Below are 21202 nucleotides of genomic sequence, written 5' to 3'. Positions count from 1 at the left end.
CTATGTGGCAGTAGTGGCAGTAAAGAGGGGGAGTAGGGATATATATGCAGGTCAGAGGGGATTTCGGGACTGCCACATACCCCGCCGACTCCTGGCAAGAAGTGGCAGGACTAGTGGCAGTAGCCATCACTGGTCCTCGCCTGCCGAGCCGACTTTCAGAGTGAGTTTCGGGCCTGGCACGTTGTTCAACATCAGCCCGACGGTGTGCCGCTTCGTCCCCGTCGGACGGTGATCGATGATCAGTCCGAACTTGGCCTTGAGCTGGGGCATCAGCCAGCGGGAGGACCTATGCGGGAGACCCTGACGCTGTCGCCACGCGTCGAATGAGGCGTACACATGCTCGTTGAGCTCGCTCGCGTCCTGTACCAGCGCGCACTCGTCCTCCACGAAAGCCGAGACGACGTCGGTGTCGCCCAGCAACTGATCCGAAAGTTGCTGTACTCGTGCGGGTACCGCTGGCGGCGACTGTGCGAGGTACCTCCGCGCCCCCTCGCACAACCACGCCGCGATGGCCGGTCCTTCCGCATCGATCAGCTTGGCGACGAACCGGGGGTCAGGGCCGTCCGCTCCGGTGTTCGAGGTGAAGTCGTACTCGAACGGGATAGCTCGGATACGACGTCGCTCGGCGCGACCTACCTCGGTGAGCGACGGAAACGCGTTGGTGTCCACCAGCACCGTCGCTTGCAGCCGGAACGTCTCGGAATCGACCCCCTTCTTGGCCGCTGTGGCGTGCCCGTCACCGGTAAGGGACTTGAACCGGGGCTCGTTCCAGTGGCCCGTCGTGGGCAGCTCGGAGCCGATGAGGGCGCGACGGCCTTTGACGTCGTGCAACTCGGACTCGTGCTTCGGGTTGCGCGTCTGCATGAAAAACGTGCCTGGCACCTGGTGGGCGTATCCGGTCGAACCGATACCGAGCACGGCCTTGAGAAGCCCGACCAGGCTGCTCTTGCCCGACCCACCCTCGCCGAACAACACGAACAGATGTTCCGCTCCCCGTACGCCGAGAAGAGCTTGTCCGAGCACCCACTGTAGGTAGCCGATCAACGCATCGTCTGCGAGCGTCACCAGTCGAAGCCACGCCAGGAATCGCGTTGCTTTCGCGGTGAAGTCGGGGGCTACTTCGGTGATCCGCGTATGCAATGCAGCCGCGTCGTGCGGTCGCACCGTTCCCGTCCGCAGATTCACGATTCCGGCCGGGGTGTTCAATTCCTCTGCGGCGACGTCGAAGTCGGTGGCGAGCGCGTGCAGCTCGGGGAACTCCTTTACCAGCTCGGCGACGTGGTTTCCGTAGGCGAGTGAACCGCCCGGTGCTTTCCACTCGCACTCGTCCGCGTCTCCTTGACCTGACATCACCTCTACGGTGTGCCGAAACTCGTTGTTGAAAATGGCGCGCACCGCTGCTTGGTCGGGATGCTCCACCCAGCGCAAGCCGTTCCACACCACGAATCGACGCGTTTCGGTCAGGTAGCGTGCTCGACCTTCCAGGAACACCGAAAATAGTTCGGCGACAGGGTGTTCCGAGTCTGCTCCCTTGGCGAACACTCGCGTTGTGTGTGCTCTCACTGCCGTCGTGGCACCGTCGGGGAGCGCGTCGAACTCTCCCGCCACGATCGGTGTCGTAGCGATCGTGGTCAGACCGTCCTCGAGGTCTCGGCGCAACTTCTGGGCTGCGCCGAGTACGGCTCGATCGAACTCTGTCCGTGCGGCTTCTTCGCCCCGTCGACCACCGTCGACCACCTCGTCGCGGAACGCAGACCAGACCTGGTCGAGCGCGGCCTCGAGTCCGTGCCGGCCTTCCGCGGCCAACGCGATCACATGATGCGTGACGGTGGTCAGCGCGTCGTGTGCGCCGGCCTTCATGCTCACGCCCAGTAGATCGAGGTCGACCCGCTGCGCGATCTCGTCGCACATAGGAGCGTCGTAGCCGTGAACGGTGTGCGAGAGCCACAGTCGAGCCTCTCGGGCGTCGGAGAGGTCCGAGGCATCGACGGTGCGCATCGGCACCGCGGTACCGGTGCACAGCCGCCGTACCCACGCCTCGGGGAGCTCGGGAAGCGCCCCCACCGCGGGGACTGCACCGACGTCCATCGCGGCACCGCCGAAATCCCATCGGTACGCACGTCCGTCGACCACGCTCGGCCACGCCACCGCGTAACGATGTGTGGGTCTCAGGATCTCGATACTCGGGCCTGCCTGCCCCCTCCAGTTGCGGCCCGCGGGGACACGAAAGAAGAAGTGACCGTGGCCAGGCTCTGCGCGGGACGAGTTGCGCCAGGTTGTGGGCAGTGGCCCCAGTTCCAGCTCGAGGGCAGCGAGCGTGTCGCCTCCGTGCTTGTCATCGTGATGATCGACGTCGATGCCGATGACGTCGTAGGACTGCCCGCTGATCACGACGCTCTGGGGCATACGCAACGCGAGGTTTGCGCCGTCCGGAGCGTCGTCCAGTCGGCCGAGCACGTCGTGGGTCGCAGATATGGGTACGTTTCCAGTGACACCTTTCGGCGGCGGCATCTTCTTCCCCTGTGGCGTCGGGAAGGGTTCGGACCAGCCATGTTCGAGGTAGATTCGGCCCGCCTTGGCCACCGGATTCACGCAGCACCCGCCGTCAGTCGTGCGATAGTCGCCTCGAGATCGACCAACTCGACACGCTCGCGGTGAACGCGCTGTCCGGTCAGATCTTCGAAGCCACAACTGTTATCGGTACAGCGGTAGCCTTCGCCTCGGAGAACCTTGCCGTGTGCGACGTTTCCGTACTCGGGCAATACGATGTAGTGGTCGCTGGTGAACTCGAGTTCGTATTCGGTCCCAACCCATTCTCCCAGAACGACTTTCCAGGACAACCCCGCAAAGAATGCCTCGATCGACGACGAGATAGTGCTATCATCAGCTGTAGCGGTCTGACAAGCGCTGTGGTGGTGCTCTGCTTCTGCGAAACGGTCCATTCCTCCCGGGTGGGCCGTTTTTGCTTGCGCGGCAACAATGTTCATTTGCATTCCGTTCGTTTGGAACATTCAGTTTTGATGGTTGTCGCGTGGTGGTGGTGGTGGGTTACTGCTGCCGTTCGGTGGCGCGACCGGCCCTGACTGCTCGACGAACGGCGGTCTTTTGGTCCTCGGTCAGCGGCGGCGCGGCGTCGGCCACCGATTGTGCGTAGGCCTCGATTGCGCGGCTTTGTGCGTCGGTCATCTTGGGACTCTCAATGGTCTGGCACGGAACGCTTCGCGGATGATCCGAGCGGCGTGGTCGGGGATCGGGGGAGCGGTAGCGGCGACTCTGCGCGCCGCCTCGCGGATCCGCTGCCGCTCGTCGTCGGTCATGCTCCGACCTTGCGTGATTCGAGCCAGGCGTCGAGGTCGACGGGGGCGAAGTGAAGGCTGTTTCCGATCTTGTAAGCCGTCAACTCTCCTCGGCGTACGGCTGCAGCGAGAGCCCCGGCACTGACTGATACGCCGCGTGTGAGTCTCAGGTATTCAGCGGCGACGGTCGCACTAGGTGCGCTTGCAGTCTCGTAGAACACCTTGATGTGCTGCTCTCCGGGAACGTTGTCTCCCTTGGTGAATCGACGGAAGTACTCCGTGGACAGCATCTCGTTGATGGTTTCTGTGATTGACGGCTTTTTGGTCATGTCGACTCGTCTCGGTGCGGGACAGCGTTTCTGTTGTTTCGCTGCGCTTGATTCGCCCAAGGTACTTCGAGGATCGCGGCTTCGCAACTAGCTAGATCACGAAAAGCGTTGTGCGAGAACGCATCGAGACGCAAGGCTTACAACGGTCGGGCGATCAGTGCCACTCGATCCGCACCAGATCCTCGTTGAAATAGCCGCCCTCCGGTGCGCGGCTATTGCCAGGCAACAGAGTCACAGTCGCCATGGCGTCGACGATTCGCGCGCGGACGTCCAGATCGAGCTCGTTTGCCCAACGTTCGGCGATGTTCTCGGACAGGACGATGTCGGCGAGGTCGCCGCTCGCGCGGACCCGTGAGAGCTCGCTGTCGATCGAGTCTCGCTCCGTGGTGAGCCGAGCGGTGATAGTGCGCAACTGGTCGGACGTGATCGAGCCGGTTGCAAACATGTCGGCGACCTCGGTCAGGCGACCGCCGAGTACGTCACGCTTGAGCCGAAGTTCGTCGACGTCGACACCGTCGGGTACGAACAGTTTGACGGCCTCCGGTTGCTGTAGCCGCTCGACAATTGCGGTTTCGACGAACAGGTCTGTCGCCTCGGCCCCGCGGCTCGAGTGCTCGCCTTGCCCTGGGTGAGCCGTTGCCCATCGGCACCGATAGACGGTGCGCCGCTGACCTTTTGCCGTTCGTCCAGTGCCTGAGGATCGCATCGTCGACCCGCAGATGCACCGGTAGACGCCGCTTCCGAGCCACTGCCGCTGGCGCTTGAGTGTCGTCCGACGCGAGGGATCACTGAGAACGGATCGGACAGCGCGTAGCTCGTCTTCGGAGACCAACGGAGGCCATTGCGCCTTGCCGTCGAGCAGTACTCCGTGCCGCTCGATCCTTCCCGCGTTGCGCCAGCGGATCAGGAGCCCGCGTAGACCGGTCACGGTGAATGGTTTGCCGAGTGAAGTGTTGATCGACGCCGCGGCCCACTCGTGGACGATCGAGCGCAGTGACACCCCCGCGAGCACGCGTCGAGTAGCGTCACGGATCAATTCCGCTTCGGACTCGCGGATCACCATTCCACCCGGCTCGTAGCCGAACGGCCGGGGACCACCGCGGTACTTGCCCGTCGCGGCTGCATCGAGCTTTTGCCGTTGGATCCGCTCGCGCGTCTGCTCGATCTCGTTGTGGGCCAGCACGCCCGCGAGCAACGCGTTCGTTTGCCCGGTTGCGGACGATAGATCGAGGTGCCCTGATCGAACGGAGCGCACTTCTACGGCCTGACGCTTGCACAGGTCGATGAACGGAATCAGGTCGATGAGTCGACGGTGGAGACGGTCGGTGTGCCAGCAGAGCACCGCGTTCGCGGTTCCGTCCTCGAGCGCAGCAAGCAGCGCCTCGTAACCGGGTCGGCGCTTGCCCGAGGCGGCAGAAATGTCGTTGTCGGTCTCGACACGAACAACATTCCATCCCAGCTGCACCGCGAGAGCTTCGCAGTCCTGGCGCTGGCGTTCTACGCCAAGTGCAGTGCCGTCCCGATCCTGGGAAATGCGACAGTAGACTATCGCTTGACGTGCGCTTACATCGTCCTTACTGTTCATAGCTCAGGAGTGTCCCATTACTAGCTTCGCCGACACGACGTTCACCGATCCGTCCAGGATCAGGAACTTCTGCATCATCGCCCACATCGACCACGGCAAGTCGACGCTGGCCGACCGGATGTTGCAGCTCACGGGCGTCGTCGACGACCGGTCGATGCGCGCTCAGTACCTGGACCGGATGGATATCGAGCGCGAGCGCGGCATCACCATCAAGGCGCAGAACGTCCGGCTCCCGTGGGTCGTCGACGGCGAGGAATTCGTGCTGCACCTCATCGACACGCCCGGCCACGTCGACTTCACCTACGAGGTATCGCGCGCCCTCGAGGCTTGCGAAGGTGCAGTGCTGCTCGTCGACGCCGCGCAGGGCATCGAGGCGCAGACGCTCGCGAATCTGTACCTCGCTCTCGACAAAGAGCTCACCATCATCCCGGTGCTGAACAAGATCGACCTGCCCGCCGCCGACCCGGACCGCTACGCCGCCGAGATCGCCCACATCATCGGGTGCGAGGCCGACGACGTGCTCCGCGTGTCCGGTAAGACGGGTGTGGGCGTCGAGGAACTTCTCAACGAGGTCGTCAAGCTGGTTCCGGCCCCGGTCGGCAACCCGGACGGGCCTGCCCGCGCGATGATCTTCGACTCGGTCTACGACACCTACCGCGGCGTCGTCACCTACGTTCGCGTGGTCGACGGTGCGCTGAATCCGCGCGAGAAGGTCACGATGATGTCGACCGGCTCGACGCACGAGCTGCTCGAGGTCGGGATCGTCTCACCCGATCCGAAGGCGACCAAGGGCCTGGGCGTCGGCGAAGTGGGGTACCTCATCACCGGCGTGAAGGACGTCCGCCAGTCCAAGGTCGGCGATACCGTCACCACCTTCCGCAAGGGTGCGACCGAGCCGCTCACCGGTTACCGCGAGCCCCGTCCGATGGTGTACTCGGGCCTCTATCCGCTCGACGGTTCGGATTACCCCGATCTGCGTGACGCTCTCGAGAAGCTGCAGCTCAACGACGCGGCACTGACGTACGAGCCGGAGACATCGGTGGCTCTCGGCTTCGGTTTTCGCTGCGGCTTCCTCGGTCTGCTGCACATGGAGATCACCCGCGAGCGGCTCGAGCGAGAGTTCAACCTGGACCTGATCTCGACGTCGCCGAACGTGGTCTACCGCGTCGAGATGGAAGACGGTGCCGAGCACATCGTCACCAATCCGTCGTACTGGCCCGAGGGCAAAGCGCGCGAAGTGTTCGAGCCGATGGTCAAGTGCACCATCATCTCGCCGAGCGAATTCATCGGTTCCATCATGGAACTGTGCCAGGGACGACGCGGAGAACTCGGGGGCATGGACTATCTGTCCGAGACCCGCGTCGAGCTGCGGTACACCATTCCCATGGCCGAGATCATCTTCGACTTCTTCGACATCCTGAAGTCCCGAACACGCGGATACGCCAGCCTCGACTACGAGGAGATCGGCGAGCAGGCCGGTGCGCTGGTCAAGGTCGACATCCTGCTGCAGGGTGAGGCCGTGGACGCGTTCTCGGCGATCGTGCACAAGGACAACGCCGCGGCCTACGGCAACAAGATGACGACCAAGCTCAAGGAACTGATTCCGCGCCAGCAGTTCGAGGTGCCGATCCAGGCCGCCATCGGATCTCGCATCATCGCCCGCGAGAACATCCGCGCGATCCGCAAGGACGTGCTGGCCAAGTGCTACGGCGGCGACATCAGCCGTAAGCGCAAGCTGCTCGAGAAGCAGAAAGAGGGCAAGAAGCGGATGAAGACGATCGGCCGCGTCGAGGTGCCGCAGGAAGCCTTTGTCGCCGCACTGTCCTCGGAATCCTCGTCGGACAAGCCCAAGAAGTAACCTCACCTCCTTTCTGTCGACTGCACGCCCCTACTCGCATCGGAGCCGGGGCGCGCAGTTGTCAGTGAGGGCGCGCGGTCCCCACCACATCCAGCCGCACATGGCGGGCGAGTACATTTCGAACCTGTGACGACGCCGATTCTGAAGCAGCTGCGTGTTCCCGTTGTCGGTGCGCCGATGGCAGGTGGCCCGAGTACTCCCGAACTCGCCCGTGCGGTGTCGGAGGCAGGTGGGCTCGGCATGATCGCCGGTGCGCTGTTGACACCCGAAGCCTTTGCGGCGCAGATCGATTCGGTGCGCGATCTGCTGTTCGGTGTCAATCTCTTTCTGCCGGAGGAGCCATCGGGTGCGGATGTGGCGTCCTATGCCGAGCACCTGACTTCCTGGTTCGAGCGTTTCGATGCGGAGCCGGGAGAGTTGGTGCGCCGGGACGACTTCTACGCCGAGAAGTTCGCCTGGCTGCTGGCACACCCGGTACCGCTGGTATCGAGTACGTTCGCGACGTTCGACGCGGACGAGGTCGCCCAGTTGCACGCCGTGGGAACCGAGGTGTGGGCCACCGTCGCCACCGCGTCGGACGCATCGGTGGCCACCGCGAACGGGGTGGACGCGCTCGTGGTGCAGGGACCCGAAGCGGGCGGGCACCGAGGCACGTTCGACGGGTCGGCCCCGGACGAACCACTGACCGAACTGCTGATCGCAGTGCGCGAGACATCCGACCTACCGCGAATCGCTGCAGGTGGATTGATGGACGGCAACGACATTGCGCCACTGCTCGATTCGGGTCTTGCGCACGCGGCTCAGCTCGGTACGGCGTTGCTGAACACACCCGAGGCCGGCACCAAACCCGTACACCGCGAGCAACTGACGCTCGCTCCCGACACCGCGGTGACCAAGGCATTCTCCGGCCGCCCTGCGCGGGGTCTGGTGAACGAGTTCATGCGCGAGAATTCCGATGTCGCACCGCTGGCCTATCCCGATCTGCACTACCTGACCGCTCCGATGCGAGCGAAGGCCGCGGCGGCAGGCGATCCGTCGGGACTGTCGATGTGGGCCGGAACCGGTCACCGCCGTGCTCAGGCGAAGCCCGCGGCCGAGCTGATCGCCGAATGGGCGAGACAACTCGGCCGCTGAGCCCTCCCTCTCAGGGGTTGGAGTGGGCGGGCTGGAAGTGCCCTGCCACCTGAGCTTCCTCGGCGCGGATGACGTGCACCACCGCGTTGATGAGTGCGAGGTGGGTGAACGCCTGCGGGAAGTTACCGAGGTGACGGCCTGTGCGGTGGTCGATCTCCTCGGCGTAGAGCTTGAGTGGGCTCGCGTATCCCAACAGACGCTCGCAGAGGTGCTTGGCCCGAGGGAGCTCACCGATCTCGACCAGCGCCGACACGAGCCAGAAGGAGCAGATGGTGAACGTACCTTCCTCTCCCGCCAGACCGTCGTCGGTGGTGTCGGTTCGGTAGCGCAGGACCAGGCCGTCCTCGGTCAGCTCGTCGGCGATGGCGAGCACTGTCGCGCGAATGCGTTCGTCCTCGGCAGGTAGGAATCGAAGCAGCGGTGCGAGCAGCAGTGACGCATCCAGCGACGGGTCACCGTAGCGCTGAGTGAGGACACCCCGAGAATCGGTGCCGTTCTCGAGAATGTCGGCCTTGATCTCGTCGGCGATTTCGTTCCACTTGGCCGAATACTCCTTCTCGCCGTGGATGTCGGCGAGCTTGGCCCCGCGGTCGAGTGCGACCCAACACATGAGCTTCGAGGAGGTGAAGTGCTGCGGTTCACCGCGCACCTCCCAGATGCCGCGATCGGGCTTGCGCCAGTTGGCGATCGCCTCCTCCACCTGTCGCTTGAGCAGGGGCCACAGGAATTCGGGGACGTGCTCGCGCGACTTGACGTGCAGATACACCGAGTCGAGCATCGTGCCCCAGATGTCGTGCTGCTCTTGGTCGTAGGCTCCGTTGCCGATACGGACCGGACGTGCGCCGTCGTATCCGGACAGGTGCGGCAACTCGCTCTCGTCGAGTGTCTTCTCGCCGCCGATGCCGTACATGACCTGGAGCGGATTGACCTCGCCGTTCGCCGTTGTCGCCACATCGGACATGAACGCGAAGAAGTCGTTGGCCTCCCGGTCGAGTCCGAGTGTGTAGAGGCCCCACAGTGCGAACGTCGAGTCGCGTACCCACGTGTAGCGGTAGTCCCAATTCCGTTCTCCACCCGGCGTTTCCGGAAGCGAGGTGGTCGACGCCGCCAGCAGCGCGCCGGTGGGGGCGTAGGTCAGTCCCTTGAGCGTCAGGGCACTGCGCTGCAGGTAACCCCGCCACGGGTGATCGGGGAACCGGCCGATCGTGATCCACTGCCGCCAGCATTCGGACGTGCGCCACATCTTGTCCGCGGCCTCCTCGAACGTCTGCGGCGCAGGCAGATCCGACCACGACAGAGCGACGAACACGTTGTCGCCCTCCGTCATTCGAGTGCGGGCGCGGGCTTCACGTCCTTCGATGCCGATGCGGAGATTGGTGGTCAGCTTCAATGTGGGCTGATCGCCGCCCGCACTGGCCTCGCAGGTGGCGGTGGTCTCCTCGTACACCTTGCCGGTGTACTCCCACTTCGCCGGCGCGCGGTGGTAGTCGAAGGCGGGCTCGCAGCTCATCTCGAGTTCGACTGTGCCGCTGACGCACTTGATGGTGCGCAGCAGGATGTGTTCGGCGTCCCAGTCGCTCGGTGCGCGCTTGTGAGTGCGAGAGCGTTGATCGGTGTTGTGCCACGGTCCCATGACGAGTGCGTCGCGGACGATGAGCCAACCGGTCTCGGTCTGCCACGTCGTCTCGACGATCAGGCCACCGGGCAGATACCGCCGTGCCGCGGGGACCGATTGACCGTACGGCCCGACACGGAAATGGCCTGCGCTGCGATCGAGAACCGCGCCGAAGATGCTGGGGGAGTCCGGCCGAGGCACGCACATCCACTCGACCGATCCGTTTCGAGCGATCAAGCAGGTCGTCTCGCAGTCCGAGAGGAACGCATAGTCGTCGATCGGCGGAAAGGCGCTCCGGTAGGACGTCAGGGTGGACACCGGTGCGTCGGTGCTGCCCAACGCTCCCTGGACCTCGACCCCGCCCAAACCTGGATGCCCCGACCCCATGGCGGGCTCGTCGGCCACCGGGGGCACTGGCGAAAGATCTTCGTATGCCGTCATGGCGTAATCATCGACCGATAGATGGCATGCGTCCACTGCTGGTCGTCGATCGGCGTGGCGTGAGAGCGGAACGAGCTGGTTTAAGCTGCGAGGGTGGAATCGATCGCACGCTGGTGGGACGGCGTCGAACTGTGGGTGACGGGTTTGCCGTTCGTGCCGCAGTCGGTAGTCGTGCTGCTGGTCATCGTGCCTACCGCGTTCCTGCTGGCACGAGTGTTCGATCGTGTGCTCGCGGTGGTTCTGCACGTGCTCGGGCGTGATGCACGGGCGGCTCGCGATGCGGAGCCGACGGGTGCGGCCACCACTACGACGAAGGATGGACAGTAATGCCACGGTCTCGGGTCACGTTGGCGCTCATCGCGCTGCTGGTGCTGGTTGTCATCGCCTGGTTGCTCACTAGATAGCCGATTAGAGTCGGTCCGGAACCTCTGCTAGATTTCTGACCGTGTCTTCTGCCGCCGAGTACCGCGTCCGCCATCAGTTGGCGTTGATCGCTGTCGGCATGCTGGCAGTCGCCGATATCGACTGTTGTTGATTCTTTCCTTCGTCGAATCGGTTCCGTCGATCCGTTGCCCACGCGCCTACTTCTCGGGGCCGGGCGGTTCACGACGTACTTTCTGCCGCCCTCGGTGATCTCGCGATGACTCGCGGCCACGGTGGTGCACCGGTTCGACTTCGGGAATGTCGACCATGCCCAGTTCGTACTCATTGCACACTGTCACGAAAGGCCTTTTCTCGATGAGGCACAGCTCTCGCTACCTGCTGACCACGTTCGCGGCTGTGGGAACCCTTCTGCTCACCGCATGCAACGGCGGATCCAGTGACGTCGTCGGCGGCGAGCCGGACACCGCGAGCGGCCCCGCACTGACCCTCGTGGGTTACGCCGTCCCCAAGAATGGTTGGGACGCAATCGGTCCCGCCTTCGCTGCAACCGAGGACGGTGACGGAACGGCGATCAACGCGGACTACGGCGCATCGGGCAACCAGTCACGCAAGGTGGCCGACGGCGCACCCGCCGATATCGTCAACTTCTCGGTCGAGCCCGACATCACCCGTCTGGTGCAGGCAGGCAAGGTCGACGAGGACTGGAACCAGAATGCCTACGCCGGAGTGCCGTTCGGCTCCGTGGTGACCATCGTCGTGCGCGAGGGCAACCCCAAGAACATCCGTACCTGGGACGATTTGGTCAAGCCCGACGTTCAGGTCATCAGCCCCAGCCCGCTCAGTTCGGGTTCGGCCAAGTGGAACCTGCTCGCCCCCTACGCGGCGAAGAGCAACGGCGGACAGGACAAGCAGGCCGGTCTCGACTTCGTTCGCACCCTCGTTGCCGATCACTTCCCGGTTCAGCCCGAATCCGGCCGCGCCGCAACCGAAGCCTTCCTACAGGGCCAGGGTGATGCGTTGCTCAGCTACGAGAACGAAGCACTCCTGATCGAGGAACAGGGGCAGAGCGTGGAGCACGTCGACGTTCCCGTCACGTTCCGCATAGACAATCCCGTGGCAGTGATCAACGACAGCGCCAATCTCGATCGCGCCAATGCGCTGAACGATTTCGTCTACACCGACGAGGGGCAGAAGATCTGGGCAGAGGCCGGCTTTCGCCCGACGAACCCGGACATCGCGTCGGAGTACTCCGACAAGTTCTTCACCCCCGAAAAGCTGTACACCATCGACGATCTCGGTGGCTGGACGCAGGTCGACGCGGACCTGTTCGGAGACAACGGTGCCATCGCCACGATCTACCAAGACAGCACCAGGTAGCGATCATGTCCCTATCGAGCAGCGAACCCGCGCCGTCGGATTCGACCGTCCCGCCCAGCGCGACACGACGGTTTCGTGCCGGGCGGGAAGGCCGAAAGTTCCGTGGCCCGGGATCGGTCGGTCCGCTCGGACTCGGCGTCGCGGTGTTGTGGCTCAGCGTCATCGTGCTGCTTCCGTTGGCGGCGTTGACGGTTCAGTCGTTCGACGACGGTCTCACCGGCTTCTGGAACGCGGTCACCGAGCAACGCGCGCTGGCCACGTTCAAGGTGACGTTGCAGGTGTCGGTGGCCGCGGCCGTGGTCAACCTGTTTCTCGGCACGCTGATCGCGTGGGTCCTGGTTCGTGACGAGTTTCCGGGCAAGCGTTTCGTCAACGCCCTGATCGATCTGCCGTTCGCACTGCCGACCATCGTGGCGAGCCTGGTTCTGCTGTCGCTGTACGGTCCGGCGAGTCCGGTCGGGTTGGTGTTCAACGCAACCAAGCCCGCGGTGATCGTCGCGCTGCTGTTCGTCACGTTGCCGTTCGTGGTGCGAGCGGTTCAGCCGGTGCTGATCGAGCTCGACAAGGACGTCGAGGAGGCCGCGGCCTCGCTCGGCGCGAACAACTGGACCATCTTCCGTCGCATCGTCCTGCCGGTCCTGCTGCCGGCGATCCTCAGCGGTGGGGGGCTCGCCTTCGCGCGCGCCATCGGTGAATTCGGGTCGGTGGTGCTCATCGGCGGCAACATCCCCAACGACACACAGGTGGCGTCCCAATACATTCGTGAGCTCATCGAGTACGACCGTCCCACCGACGCGGCGGCGATCTCGGTAGTGCTGCTGGCGATCGCGTTCGCGGTGCTGTTCGTACTGCGCGTGGTCGGCAATCGCTTGGCCCGACGTGAGGAGCAGATCTCGTGAAAATCGGTCTGCCGATCAAGCTGACGCTGCGCACCGTGGCTCTGCTGTATCTCGCCGTTCTGGTGCTCTTTCCACTCGGCACCATCCTGTTTCGCACGTTCGAGGACGGCGTCGTCGCCTTCTGGGAGCAGATCACCACCCCGGCTGCGCAGTCGGCACTGCAGCTGTCGTTGTTGATCGTCGCGATAGTCGTTCCGATCAACATCGTGTTCGGTGTGGTGACCGCCCTGGCGCTCGTGCGCGGACGGTTCCGCGGCAAAGGTGTTCTGGAAGCCATCGTCGATCTGCCGTTCGCGGTGTCGCCGATCATCACCGGCGTTGCGCTGATCCTGCTGTGGGGTGCCAACGGATGGTTCGGCGGCGTCGAAAGCCTCGGCTTCAAGGTGATTTTCGCGCTTCCTGGCATGGTCATCGCGACGATCTTCGTCACGCTGCCGTTCGTCGTGCGCGAGGTCGAACCCGTGCTGTACGAGATCGGTGAGGAGCAGGAGGAGGCCGCCTCGACGCTCGGTGCGTCGTCGTGGCAGACGTTCTGGCGCATCACTCTTCCGGCGATCCGGTGGGGGTTGACGTACGGCGTGGTACTCACCGTCGCACGGTCGCTCGGCGAGTTCGGTGCGGTGATCATGGTCTCGACCAATTTGCCCGGCATTTCCCAGACACTCACGCTGCTGGTCAATTCACGGTACGAGGACTTCAATCAACAGGGCGCGTACGCCGCGTCCACACTGCTCATGGCGATAGCCGTCGTCGTGCTGCTGTTGATGACGGCCCTCGACAAGAAGAGGACGAAGTAATGACCGAGACATCCCCCGAGATCGAGATCTCCGTCGTCGGTGCCAACAAGCACTACGGCGACTTCGCAGCGCTCGACGACGTCAGCATCGACATCCCCAAGGGATCGTTGACGGCGCTGCTCGGGCCCAGTGGCTCGGGCAAGTCCACCCTGCTGCGCTCCATCGCCGGGCTCGAACAACTCGATTCCGGCCGGGTGGTGCTCGCCGGTCAGGATGTGACGTGGGTCAGCCCGCAGCGCCGTGAGATCGGGTTCGTCTTCCAGCACTACGCGGCGTTCAAGCACCTCACAGTGCGCGACAATGTCGCCTTCGGTCTGCAGATTCGCAAGCGGCCCAAGGCCGAGATCGCCAAGAAGGTCGACGAGTTGCTCGAGATCGTCGGGCTCGCCGGGTTCCAGAGCCGCTACCCGGCCCAGCTGTCCGGTGGACAGCGCCAGCGCATGGCATTGGCCCGCGCACTCGCCGTCGACCCGCAGGTGCTGCTCCTCGACGAGCCCTTCGGCGCGCTCGACGCCAAGGTGCGTGCCGATCTCCGCACGTGGCTGCGACGACTGCACGACGAGGTCCACGTCACCACCGTGCTGGTGACCCACGATCAGGAGGAGGCGCTCGACGTCGCCGATCGGATCGCGGTGCTCAACGAGGGCCGCATCGAACAGGTGGGCAGTCCGGAGGATCTCTACGATCGCCCGGCAAACAACTTCGTGATGTCGTTCCTCGGTCAGGTCGCCCGACTGAACGGACTTCTGGTGCGGCCGCACGACATTCGCGTCGGACGTGACCCGTCGTTGGCGCAGGCTCAGGCCAGCGGAACGGCCGAATCGGCCGGTGTGACGCGGGCCGTCGTCGAGCGGGTGGTGCACCTCGGCTTCGAGGTGAAGGTCGAATTGAAGAATGCGGCCACCGGTGAACTGTTCGCGGCGCAGATCACCCGCGGCGACAGTGAGGCTCTCGGTCTGTGCGAGGGCGAGACGGTGTATGTGCGAGCGACTCGGGTGCCGAAAATCGCAGACGCTAGCGATGCCGACGCGATTGCTGGTGCACGGGTTCGTTGAACCGGTGCGGTAGAGCGTTCGGCTCCGGTGCTGCACCAGCTCGTGCCGCAGGAGTGGAGCCTGCGGAACGACCCATCGAGACTGCGGAGTCGTAGCGCCGCGACACCAGATCTGCCAGCGCTGGATGTGCTCCGATGACCTCGGCGTGCACCACATTCGGTAGGCCTGCGACCGAGGCTTCGATCCTGTCGGTCAGCAGTCCGGGGGCCAGGAACCAGGGTGCCACGACGATGCGGTCGGCTCCCAGCGTGCGCAGCTGTGCGATCGCATCGGTGGGGGACGGGGAGACCGAGGTCGCAAAGCAGGTCACAGCTCCGGCCCAGTCTGTTCCGGCGAGCAGTTTCTGCGCGATCACCCGGGTGCGCTGATTCGCCGGTGCCACCGAGGAGCCGACCGCGGCAAGAGCGATTCCGACCGTCGAATCGGTTACTGCGACACCGGTGTCGGTGATGCGGTCGCGGACTGCGTCGATGAGGAGTCGGTCGTCTCCCAGAACGTCGGCTTGCGTTATCGAGACGTGCGGGTGTCGCGTTCTTGCGGCCTGCAGTAATTCGGGCAGATCGACTTTTGCGTGAAAAGCCTTGCCCAGCAACATCGGAACTGCGACGATGCGTGCGTGTCCGGCAACGGCCAGGTCGTCGACCACCTGATCGACGCCGGGCTCGGAGAGATCGAGAAACGCCACGCGCACGTCCAGATCCGGTCGCCGCCGACGCAGGGCGTCGACGGCGCGGTGGATCGTCGCGCTCGAGCGCGGGTCACGGCTGCCGTGGGCAACCGCGATCAGTGCGCTCACGCCGGAACTGCCGACCCCAGCTCGACGGCAGCCAGAGCGTTGCCCACGAGCCCGGCAGCCAACGTGTTGCCGCCGGCCGGATCGATCAGCAGGAAGCTGCCCGTGTGCCGGTTGACGGCGTAGTCGTCTGCCACGATGGGTTCGGCGACGCGCACCGAGATTCGGCCGATCTCATTGAGCTCCAACGACTCCGGACCTTCGTGTGCGGTGAGCTCCTGCTCGTCGAATCGCTCGATCAGGGTCCCGACGATGGCCTGGGTGGTGCGAGTGCCGTGCTTGAGCAGCAGGCGAGCGCCCGGGCGGAGCGGCTTCTCGGCGAGCCAGCACACCGTGGCCTCGAAGTCGCCGATCGGCTCCGGTGCGTCCTGCGGGGAGGCGATGGTGTCGCCGCGCGAGACGTCGACATCGTCGGCGAGTACGAGGGTGACACTGCGTCCGGCATGAGCGGAACGCAATTCCCCGTCCGCGGTATCGATGCGCTCGACTGTCGTTCGGGTGCCGGAGGGCAGGATGACGACCTCGTCGCCGACGTCGACGGAGCCCGCCGCGACCTGGCCGGCATATCCGCGGTAGTCCGGGAACTCCGCTGTGCGAGGCCGGATCACGTACTGCACGGGGAATCGCAGACCGACCCGGTGCGGTTCGGCGTCGACCGGAACCGACTCGAGGTGCTCGATGAGGGTGGGTCCGTCGTAATACGGGGTCTTGTCCGACTTCACCGCGACGTTGTCGCCGTGCAGTGCGGACACCGGGATCTCGATGACGTCCTCGCTGGACCAGCCGAGGGAGGAGGTCAGCGAGTTGAACTCGGCCGAGATCTCGGCGAACACCGTTGCGGGGTCCTCGACCAGATCGATCTTGTTGACCGCGAGTACCAGGCGCGGAACGCCGAGCAGAGCGAGAACCGCTGCGTGCCTGCGGGTCTGCGTGATGACACCCTTGCGGGCGTCGACCAGCAGGATGACGAGCTGAGCCGTCGAGGCACCGGAGACGGTATTGCGGGTGTACTGCACGTGGCCGGGGGTATCGGCCAGTACGAACGAGCGGTGCGGCGTCGCGAAGTAGCGATAGGCGACATCGATGGTGATGCCCTGTTCACGCTCGGCGCGCAGGCCGTCGACCAGCAGGGACAGGTCCGGAGTGGCCAGCCCCTTGTCCACCGAGGCCCGAGTGACGGCGTCGATCTGGTCGGCCAGAACGGATTTGGTGTCGTAGAGGAGCCGTCCGACGAGCGTCGACTTACCGTCGTCGACGCTCCCCGCGGTGGCGAGGCGAAGAAGCTGCGTTCCTGTGCTGCTCATCAGAAGTATCCTTCTCGTTTGCGATCTTCCATGGCAGCCTCGGAGACGCGGTCGTCGCCGCGGGTGGCTCCGCGTTCGGTCAGCCTGGACGCGGCTACCTCGGCGAGGATTGCCTCGTTGTCGGCGGCCTCGGACAGCACTGCGCCGGTGGTTGATCCGTCGCCGACGGTGCGGTAGCGCACCGACAGGGTCTGCAGCTCCTCGTTCTCGGCCGGTCCGCCCCAGACGCCGGGCGTCATCCACATGCCGTCACGCTGGTAGACGGGTCGCTGATGGGCGTAGTAGATGCTCGCCAGTTCCACGTCGTCACGGGCGATGTAGCGCCAGATGTCGAGTTCGGTGAAGTTGCTGAGCGGGAACACGCGCACCTGCTCGCCGGGGGAATGCTTGCCGTTGTACAGGTTCCACAGTTCGGGTCGCTGCTTCTTGGGCTCCCACTGGCCGAATGCGTTGCGCAGCGAGAAGATCCGCTCTTTCGCACGGGCCCGCTCCTCGTCGCGTCGGGCACCGCCGAAGACGGCGTCGAACCGATTTTCGGAGATCGCGTCGAGGAGGGGCACGGTCTGCAGCGGGTTGCGAATGCCGTCGGGGCGCTCGGTGAGGCGTCCGTCGGCGAGATACTCCTCGACGCTGGCCACGTGCAGACGCAGGTTGTATTTGGCGACCACGTGATCGCGGAAGTCCAGCACCTCCTGCAGGTTGTGTCCGGTGTCGACGTGCAGCAGTGCGAACGGCAGGGGAGCGGGCCAGAACGCCTTGATCGCCAGGTGCAGCAGAACGGTCGAGTCCTTGCCGCCGGAGAACAGGATGACGGGGCGCTCGAACTCGCCCGCCACCTCACGGAAGATGTGGATGGCCTCGGATTCGAGTGCGTCGAGGGTGTCGAACCGATCTGCGTCGAGATGGGTCCGACCGACGGTGGCCGAGGTGAGATCGAGTGTCATGAGGCGTGCAACCCACATTCGGTCTTGGCCTTGCCGGCCCAACGACCGCTACGCGGGTCGGCTCCGGGGGCAGGTTTGACGGTGCACGGTGCGCACCCGATGGACGGATAGCCTTCGTCGACGAGGGGATTGACCAGAATCGAATGTTCGTCGATGTAGGCCTGCATCTGCTCGTCGGACCACGGCGCGATCGGGTTGATCTTGACCAGACCGAAGGCGTCGTCGAACGAGATGAGCGGGGCGTTGGCGCGGGTGGGGGCCTCGACCCGGCGGATACCGGTGACCCAGGCGCTGTAATTCGCCAGTTCCTTCTTCAGCGGGGCGACCTTGCGCATCGCACAGCAGCGATTGGGCTCGCGGGCGAACAGGTCCTTGCCGTCGATCGCATCCTGTTCTGCGACAGTCTTCTCGGCTCGGGCGTTGACGACCCGGACGCCGTAGACGGACTCGACGGCGTCGCGCGTCCCGATGGTCTCGGCGAAGTGGTAGCCGGTGTCGAGGAACAGCACGTCCACACCGGGATGAACCTGTGCAGCGAGGTGAACGAGCACCCCGTCCTGCATGTTGGAGGCAACGATGAAGTCGTCACCGAAGTTGTCCTCGGTCCACTGCAACAACTCCAGCGGACTCGCCCCGTCGAGTTCGCGGGCACCGCGCTCGGCGATGTCCTTCAATTCCTCCACCGTCAAATTCAACCTGGTACTCATCGCAAATCCGCCTCGTCTGCTCGCACGGCCCACTGAGCGAACCGTTCGCCGTCCTCGCGGTGCTTGTCGAAATTGCGCACCACTCTGTCGATGTAATCTCCCAGCTCGGAGCTGTTGACCTTGTGCTGGCGCAACTTTCGGCCGAACGCACTGTCCAGTCCGAGGCTGCCCCCGAGATGAACCTGGAAACCCTCGATCTGATTCCCGTCCCCGTCGTCGACCAACAGGCCCTTGAAGCCGATGTCGGCGATCTGCGACCGTGCGCACGAATTGGGGCAGCCGTTGATGTTGATGGTGATCGGCACGTCGAGTTTGCTGTTGATGTCGGACAGGCGCTCTTCGAGCTCGGGGACGAGAACCTGTGAGCGCTTGCGGGTTTCGGCGAACGAGAGCTTGCAGAACTCGATGCCGCTGCACGCCATCAGGTTCTTGCGCCAGTGCGAGGGCCGGGCAGGTAGGCCCAGCGCATCGAGGTCGGAGATCAGCTGCTCGAGCGTCTCGTCGGGAACGTCGAGGACGATCAGCTTCTGGTACGGCGTGAACCGCACGCGATCCGACCCGGCCTTCTCGGCGGCGTCGGCGACGGCGGCGAGGATGGTGCCGGAGACGCGGCCCGCGATGGGTGCCACCCCGACGGCGTTGAGGCCGTTCTTGAGCTTCTGGATCCCGACGTGATCGCGGGGCCGAGCGGGCTTCTCGGGCGCCGAGCCGTCGATGAGCTTGCGGTGCAGGTATTCGTCCTCGAGGACCTGGCGGAACTTCTCGATGCCCCAGTCCTTGATTAGGAACTTCAGGCGCGCCTTGGTACGAAGCCTGCGGTAGCCGTAGTCACGGAAGATCGAGACGACGCCTTCCCATACGTCGGGAACGTCCTCGAGCGGAACCCAGACGCCGACTCGCTGCGCGAGCATGGGGTTGGTGGACAGGCCTCCGCCGACCCACAGGTCGAGTCCGGGCCCGTGCTCGGGATGCACGACGCCGACGAACGCGCAGTCGTTGATCTCGTGCACCACGTCCTGCAGGCCCGAGATCGCCGTCTTGAACTTGCGCGGCAGATTGGAGTACTCGGGCTTGCCGATGTAACGCTCGACGATCTCGTCGATGGCGGAAGTGGGGTCGAGGATCTCGTCGACGGCCTCGCCCGCGAGCGGGGAACCGAGCACCACTCGGGGGCAGTCGCCGCACGCCTCGGTGGTCTTCAGGCCGACCGCTTCGATTCGACGCCAGATCTCGGGGACGTTCTCCACCTCGACCCAGTGGAACTGCACGTTCTCACGGTCGGACAGGTCTGCGGTGTCGCGACCGAACTCCTGGGAGATGCCGGCGAGGACACGCAGCTGCTCGAGGTTCAGTGCGCCCGCGTCGCAGCGGATACGCATCATGAAGTACTTCGCCTCGAGGAGGTCGATGTTGTCGTCACCGGTGAACGTGCCGTCGTAGCCCTGCTCACGCTGGGTGTAGAGGCCCCACCAGCGGAAGCGGCCGCGAAGATCGCCCTTGTCGATGCTGTCGAAACCCTGCTTGGAGTAGATGTTCTCGATGCGGGCTCGCACGTTGAGCGGGTTGTCGTCCTTCTTGGACTGCTCGTTGGCGTTCAGTGGCTCCCGGTACCCCAGTGCCCACTGTCCCTCGGCTCGGCGTTTGGTCGGACGCGGTGTGCGCTCCCGTGGTGTGACGGAGGCAGCGTCGGTGGTCGCGTCGCTGGTCGACGGCATGCATTGCTCCTGCATCTTTGTGCTGGCCGGTACCCGGTACGGGAGCGCAGATCAGTGCTCGCTCGACGACAGTGGGAAACCGGTGGATCGAATGGACGTGCTCGAAGGAGGGCTGGTCAGCAGCCGGTCGTGTATCGACACGACGCGCTGCAGACACGGCCGAGATCGACATGGCGGCGCGCCACGAGTCGAATTCCTGAGTCGGTCACGGGAGTCATTGTGCCACGTCATCGGGGCGATGGACGACCGCGGCGGCTATTTACCCCGATTTCGAGGTAAATAGGCTGGCAGGGCGTGTGGGATCGGGTGTGCCCGAACTCTGGGACACTGGAAGGCGTGAATACCGTCGTACCCGTCCCGTCCACCTTCGAGTTGCCGACCGAGGCGTTCGACGGAGTGGGGGACCGCGCGTTCGGGATCTACGTGCACGTTCCGTTCTGCGCCACGCGGTGCGGGTACTGCGACTTCAACACCTACACGGCGGGTGAGCTGGGCACATCGGCGTCGCCGCAGTCCTGGTTGGAGGGTCTGCGACGTGAGTTGGACACCGCCGCGGGGCTGATGCAGGCCCGCACGGGTCGCGTTCCGACGGCAGACACCGTCTTCGTCGGCGGTGGCACCCCGTCACTGCTCGGGGGCGACGGTCTGGCCGACGTCCTGGGTGCGGTTCGGTCGAGTTTCGGATTGACCGACGGCGGCGAGGTGACCACGGAATCCAACCCGGAATCGACGTCACCGGAATTCTTCGACCGGCTTCGTGACGCCGGCTTCACCCGCATCTCGCTCGGAATGCAGTCCGCTGCACCACATGTGCTTGCCGTCCTCGATCGCACCCACACGCCCGGTCGAGCGGTCGCCGCGGCAAAGGAAGCGCGCGCGGCCGGTTTCGAGCACGTCAATCTCGACCTCATCTACGGCACTCCCGGCGAGCGAGACAGCGATCTGGACCAGTCCCTCGCGGCAGTGCTC

General features: G+C 64.6%; 20 protein-coding genes. 9 read left to right on the top strand and 11 right to left on the bottom strand.

Features of this window, described 5'->3' with window-relative positions:
- Positions 1-126 precede the first annotated feature (126 nt).
- From CH256_RS12395 to CH256_RS12385, 5 genes are all read right to left on the bottom strand, one after another.
- Complete coding sequence (locus CH256_RS12395) at positions 127-2592, bottom strand: phage/plasmid primase, P4 family (RefSeq protein ID WP_179272081.1); 2466 nt, start codon at positions 2590-2592, stop codon at positions 127-129.
- A complete protein-coding gene (locus tag CH256_RS27670) occupies positions 2589-2987 on the bottom strand; it encodes a hypothetical protein (RefSeq protein WP_143536568.1) in 399 nt (132 codons plus the stop codon). The genes CH256_RS12395 and CH256_RS27670 overlap by 4 nt, the downstream gene beginning before the upstream one ends.
- Positions 2988-3048: 61 nt before the next feature.
- Complete coding sequence (locus CH256_RS28085) at positions 3049-3186, bottom strand: hypothetical protein (protein ID WP_179272080.1); 138 nt, start codon at positions 3184-3186, stop codon at positions 3049-3051.
- 127 nt (positions 3187-3313) lie between these two features.
- Positions 3314-3625: a helix-turn-helix domain-containing protein gene (locus tag CH256_RS12390; protein ID WP_094669748.1), complete on the bottom strand. Its 312-nt coding sequence runs from the start codon at positions 3623-3625 to the stop codon at positions 3314-3316.
- A gap of 154 nt (positions 3626-3779) precedes the next feature.
- The gene (locus tag CH256_RS12385; RefSeq protein WP_094669747.1) at positions 3780-5210 is read right to left on the bottom strand and encodes a recombinase family protein; all 1431 of its coding nucleotides are present in this window, start codon (positions 5208-5210) and stop codon (positions 3780-3782) included.
- Here CH256_RS12385 and lepA point away from each other — a divergent pair.
- Together lepA and CH256_RS12375 are read left to right on the top strand one after the other, a co-directional pair.
- Positions 5203-7068 carry a translation elongation factor 4 gene (gene lepA, locus CH256_RS12380; RefSeq protein WP_094669746.1) on the top strand — a complete coding sequence of 622 codons (1866 nt, stop codon included), beginning with the start codon at positions 5203-5205 and terminating at the stop codon, positions 7066-7068. The genes CH256_RS12385 and lepA overlap by 8 nt on opposite strands.
- Positions 7069-7194: 126 nt before the next feature.
- Complete coding sequence (locus CH256_RS12375) at positions 7195-8202, top strand: nitronate monooxygenase (protein ID WP_094669745.1); 1008 nt, start codon at positions 7195-7197, stop codon at positions 8200-8202.
- A gap of 10 nt (positions 8203-8212) precedes the next feature.
- Here the strand turns inward: CH256_RS12375 and CH256_RS12370 are convergent, their stop codons facing one another.
- Complete coding sequence (locus CH256_RS12370; RefSeq protein WP_373454812.1) at positions 8213-10204, bottom strand: glycoside hydrolase family 15 protein; 1992 nt, start codon at positions 10202-10204, stop codon at positions 8213-8215.
- Positions 10205-10351: 147 nt separating this feature from the next.
- On the opposite strand from CH256_RS12370, the gene CH256_RS12365 reads away from it, so the two are divergent.
- From CH256_RS12365 to CH256_RS12340, 6 genes are all read left to right on the top strand, one after another.
- Entirely contained in the window at positions 10352-10585 is a 234-nt protein-coding gene (locus tag CH256_RS12365; protein ID WP_068052375.1) for a hypothetical protein, read from the top strand.
- 118 nt (positions 10586-10703) lie between these two features.
- Positions 10704-10793 (top strand): Ms4533A family Cys-rich leader peptide, encoded by a 90-nt coding sequence (locus tag CH256_RS28990; protein WP_310180897.1) that lies wholly within the window; start codon positions 10704-10706, stop codon positions 10791-10793.
- A 203-nt stretch (positions 10794-10996) separates the two neighbouring features.
- Entirely contained in the window at positions 10997-12019 is a 1023-nt protein-coding gene (locus tag CH256_RS12355) for a sulfate ABC transporter substrate-binding protein (RefSeq protein ID WP_094640416.1), read from the top strand.
- Between the two features lie 5 nt (positions 12020-12024).
- A complete protein-coding gene (gene cysT / locus CH256_RS12350) occupies positions 12025-12918 on the top strand; it encodes a sulfate ABC transporter permease subunit CysT (protein ID WP_082898920.1) in 894 nt (297 codons plus the stop codon).
- Positions 12915-13715, top strand: a complete 801-nt coding sequence (cysW, locus tag CH256_RS12345) for a sulfate ABC transporter permease subunit CysW (RefSeq protein WP_094640196.1) — start codon at positions 12915-12917, stop codon at positions 13713-13715. The genes cysT and cysW overlap by 4 nt, the downstream gene beginning before the upstream one ends.
- Complete coding sequence (locus CH256_RS12340) at positions 13715-14770, top strand: sulfate/molybdate ABC transporter ATP-binding protein (protein WP_094669743.1); 1056 nt, start codon at positions 13715-13717, stop codon at positions 14768-14770. Before cysW ends, CH256_RS12340 begins: the two co-directional genes overlap by 1 nt.
- Here CH256_RS12340 and CH256_RS12335 read toward each other — a convergent pair.
- Genes CH256_RS12335 through CH256_RS12315 form a run of 5 tightly spaced genes read right to left on the bottom strand, consistent with a single transcriptional unit; the run spans position 14730 to position 20233 of the window.
- Entirely contained in the window at positions 14730-15566 is an 837-nt protein-coding gene (locus CH256_RS12335; protein ID WP_094669742.1) for a sirohydrochlorin chelatase, read from the bottom strand. The two genes, CH256_RS12340 and CH256_RS12335, sit on opposite strands and share 41 nt — an antisense overlap.
- A complete protein-coding gene (locus CH256_RS12330) occupies positions 15563-16867 on the bottom strand; it encodes a sulfate adenylyltransferase subunit 1 (RefSeq protein ID WP_094669741.1) in 1305 nt (434 codons plus the stop codon). Before CH256_RS12330 ends, CH256_RS12335 begins: the two co-directional genes overlap by 4 nt.
- Positions 16867-17811: a sulfate adenylyltransferase subunit CysD gene (gene cysD / locus CH256_RS12325; RefSeq protein WP_068052360.1), complete on the bottom strand. Its 945-nt coding sequence runs from the start codon at positions 17809-17811 to the stop codon at positions 16867-16869. Before cysD ends, CH256_RS12330 begins: the two co-directional genes overlap by 1 nt.
- Positions 17808-18518, bottom strand: a complete 711-nt coding sequence (locus tag CH256_RS12320; RefSeq protein WP_094640414.1) for a phosphoadenylyl-sulfate reductase — start codon at positions 18516-18518, stop codon at positions 17808-17810. The genes cysD and CH256_RS12320 overlap by 4 nt, the downstream gene beginning before the upstream one ends.
- On the bottom strand, positions 18515-20233 hold the full coding sequence (locus CH256_RS12315; RefSeq protein WP_094669750.1) for a nitrite/sulfite reductase: 1719 nt from the start codon (positions 20231-20233) through the stop codon (positions 18515-18517). The genes CH256_RS12320 and CH256_RS12315 overlap by 4 nt, the downstream gene beginning before the upstream one ends.
- 336 nt (positions 20234-20569) lie before the next feature.
- Between CH256_RS12315 and CH256_RS12305 the strand changes: the two genes are divergently transcribed.
- Positions 20570-21202 (top strand): radical SAM protein (locus CH256_RS12305; protein ID WP_143536566.1); only part of this gene is annotated, 633 nt, incomplete at its 3' end.

This window comes from Rhodococcus sp. 05-2254-6 (assembly GCF_002258565.1).
In the GTDB taxonomy this organism is placed as follows: Bacteria; Actinomycetota; Actinomycetes; order Mycobacteriales; family Mycobacteriaceae; genus Rhodococcoides.
The sequence above is the reverse complement of the archived record's forward strand: the minus strand, read 5'-3'. Positions and strand labels throughout refer to the sequence as shown.

Bases quoted from the DNA above. Each gene is read 5' to 3' on its own strand.
- CH256_RS12315 (WP_094669750.1), bottom strand. From the start codon at position 20,233: ATGCCGTCGACCAGCGACGCGACCACCGACGCTGCCTCCGTCACACCA.
- cysD (WP_068052360.1), bottom strand. From the start codon at position 17,811: ATGACACTCGATCTCACCTCGGCCACCGTCGGTCGGACCCATCTCGAC.
- CH256_RS12320 (WP_094640414.1), bottom strand. From the start codon at position 18,518: ATGAGTACCAGGTTGAATTTGACGGTGGAGGAATTGAAGGACATCGCC.
- CH256_RS12370 (WP_373454812.1), bottom strand. From the start codon at position 10,204: ATGGGGTCGGGGCATCCAGGTTTGGGCGGGGTCGAGGTCCAGGGAGCG.
- cysT (WP_082898920.1), top strand. From the start codon at position 12,025: ATGTCCCTATCGAGCAGCGAACCCGCGCCGTCGGATTCGACCGTCCCG.
- CH256_RS12330 (WP_094669741.1), bottom strand. From the start codon at position 16,867: ATGAGCAGCACAGGAACGCAGCTTCTTCGCCTCGCCACCGCGGGGAGC.
- CH256_RS12390 (WP_094669748.1), bottom strand. From the start codon at position 3,625: ATGACCAAAAAGCCGTCAATCACAGAAACCATCAACGAGATGCTGTCC.
- CH256_RS12385 (WP_094669747.1), bottom strand. From the start codon at position 5,210: ATGAACAGTAAGGACGATGTAAGCGCACGTCAAGCGATAGTCTACTGT.
- CH256_RS12340 (WP_094669743.1), top strand. From the start codon at position 13,715: ATGACCGAGACATCCCCCGAGATCGAGATCTCCGTCGTCGGTGCCAAC.
- CH256_RS27670 (WP_143536568.1), bottom strand. From the start codon at position 2,987: ATGAACATTGTTGCCGCGCAAGCAAAAACGGCCCACCCGGGAGGAATG.
- CH256_RS12355 (WP_094640416.1), top strand. From the start codon at position 10,997: ATGAGGCACAGCTCTCGCTACCTGCTGACCACGTTCGCGGCTGTGGGA.
- CH256_RS28085 (WP_179272080.1), bottom strand. From the start codon at position 3,186: ATGACCGACGCACAAAGCCGCGCAATCGAGGCCTACGCACAATCGGTG.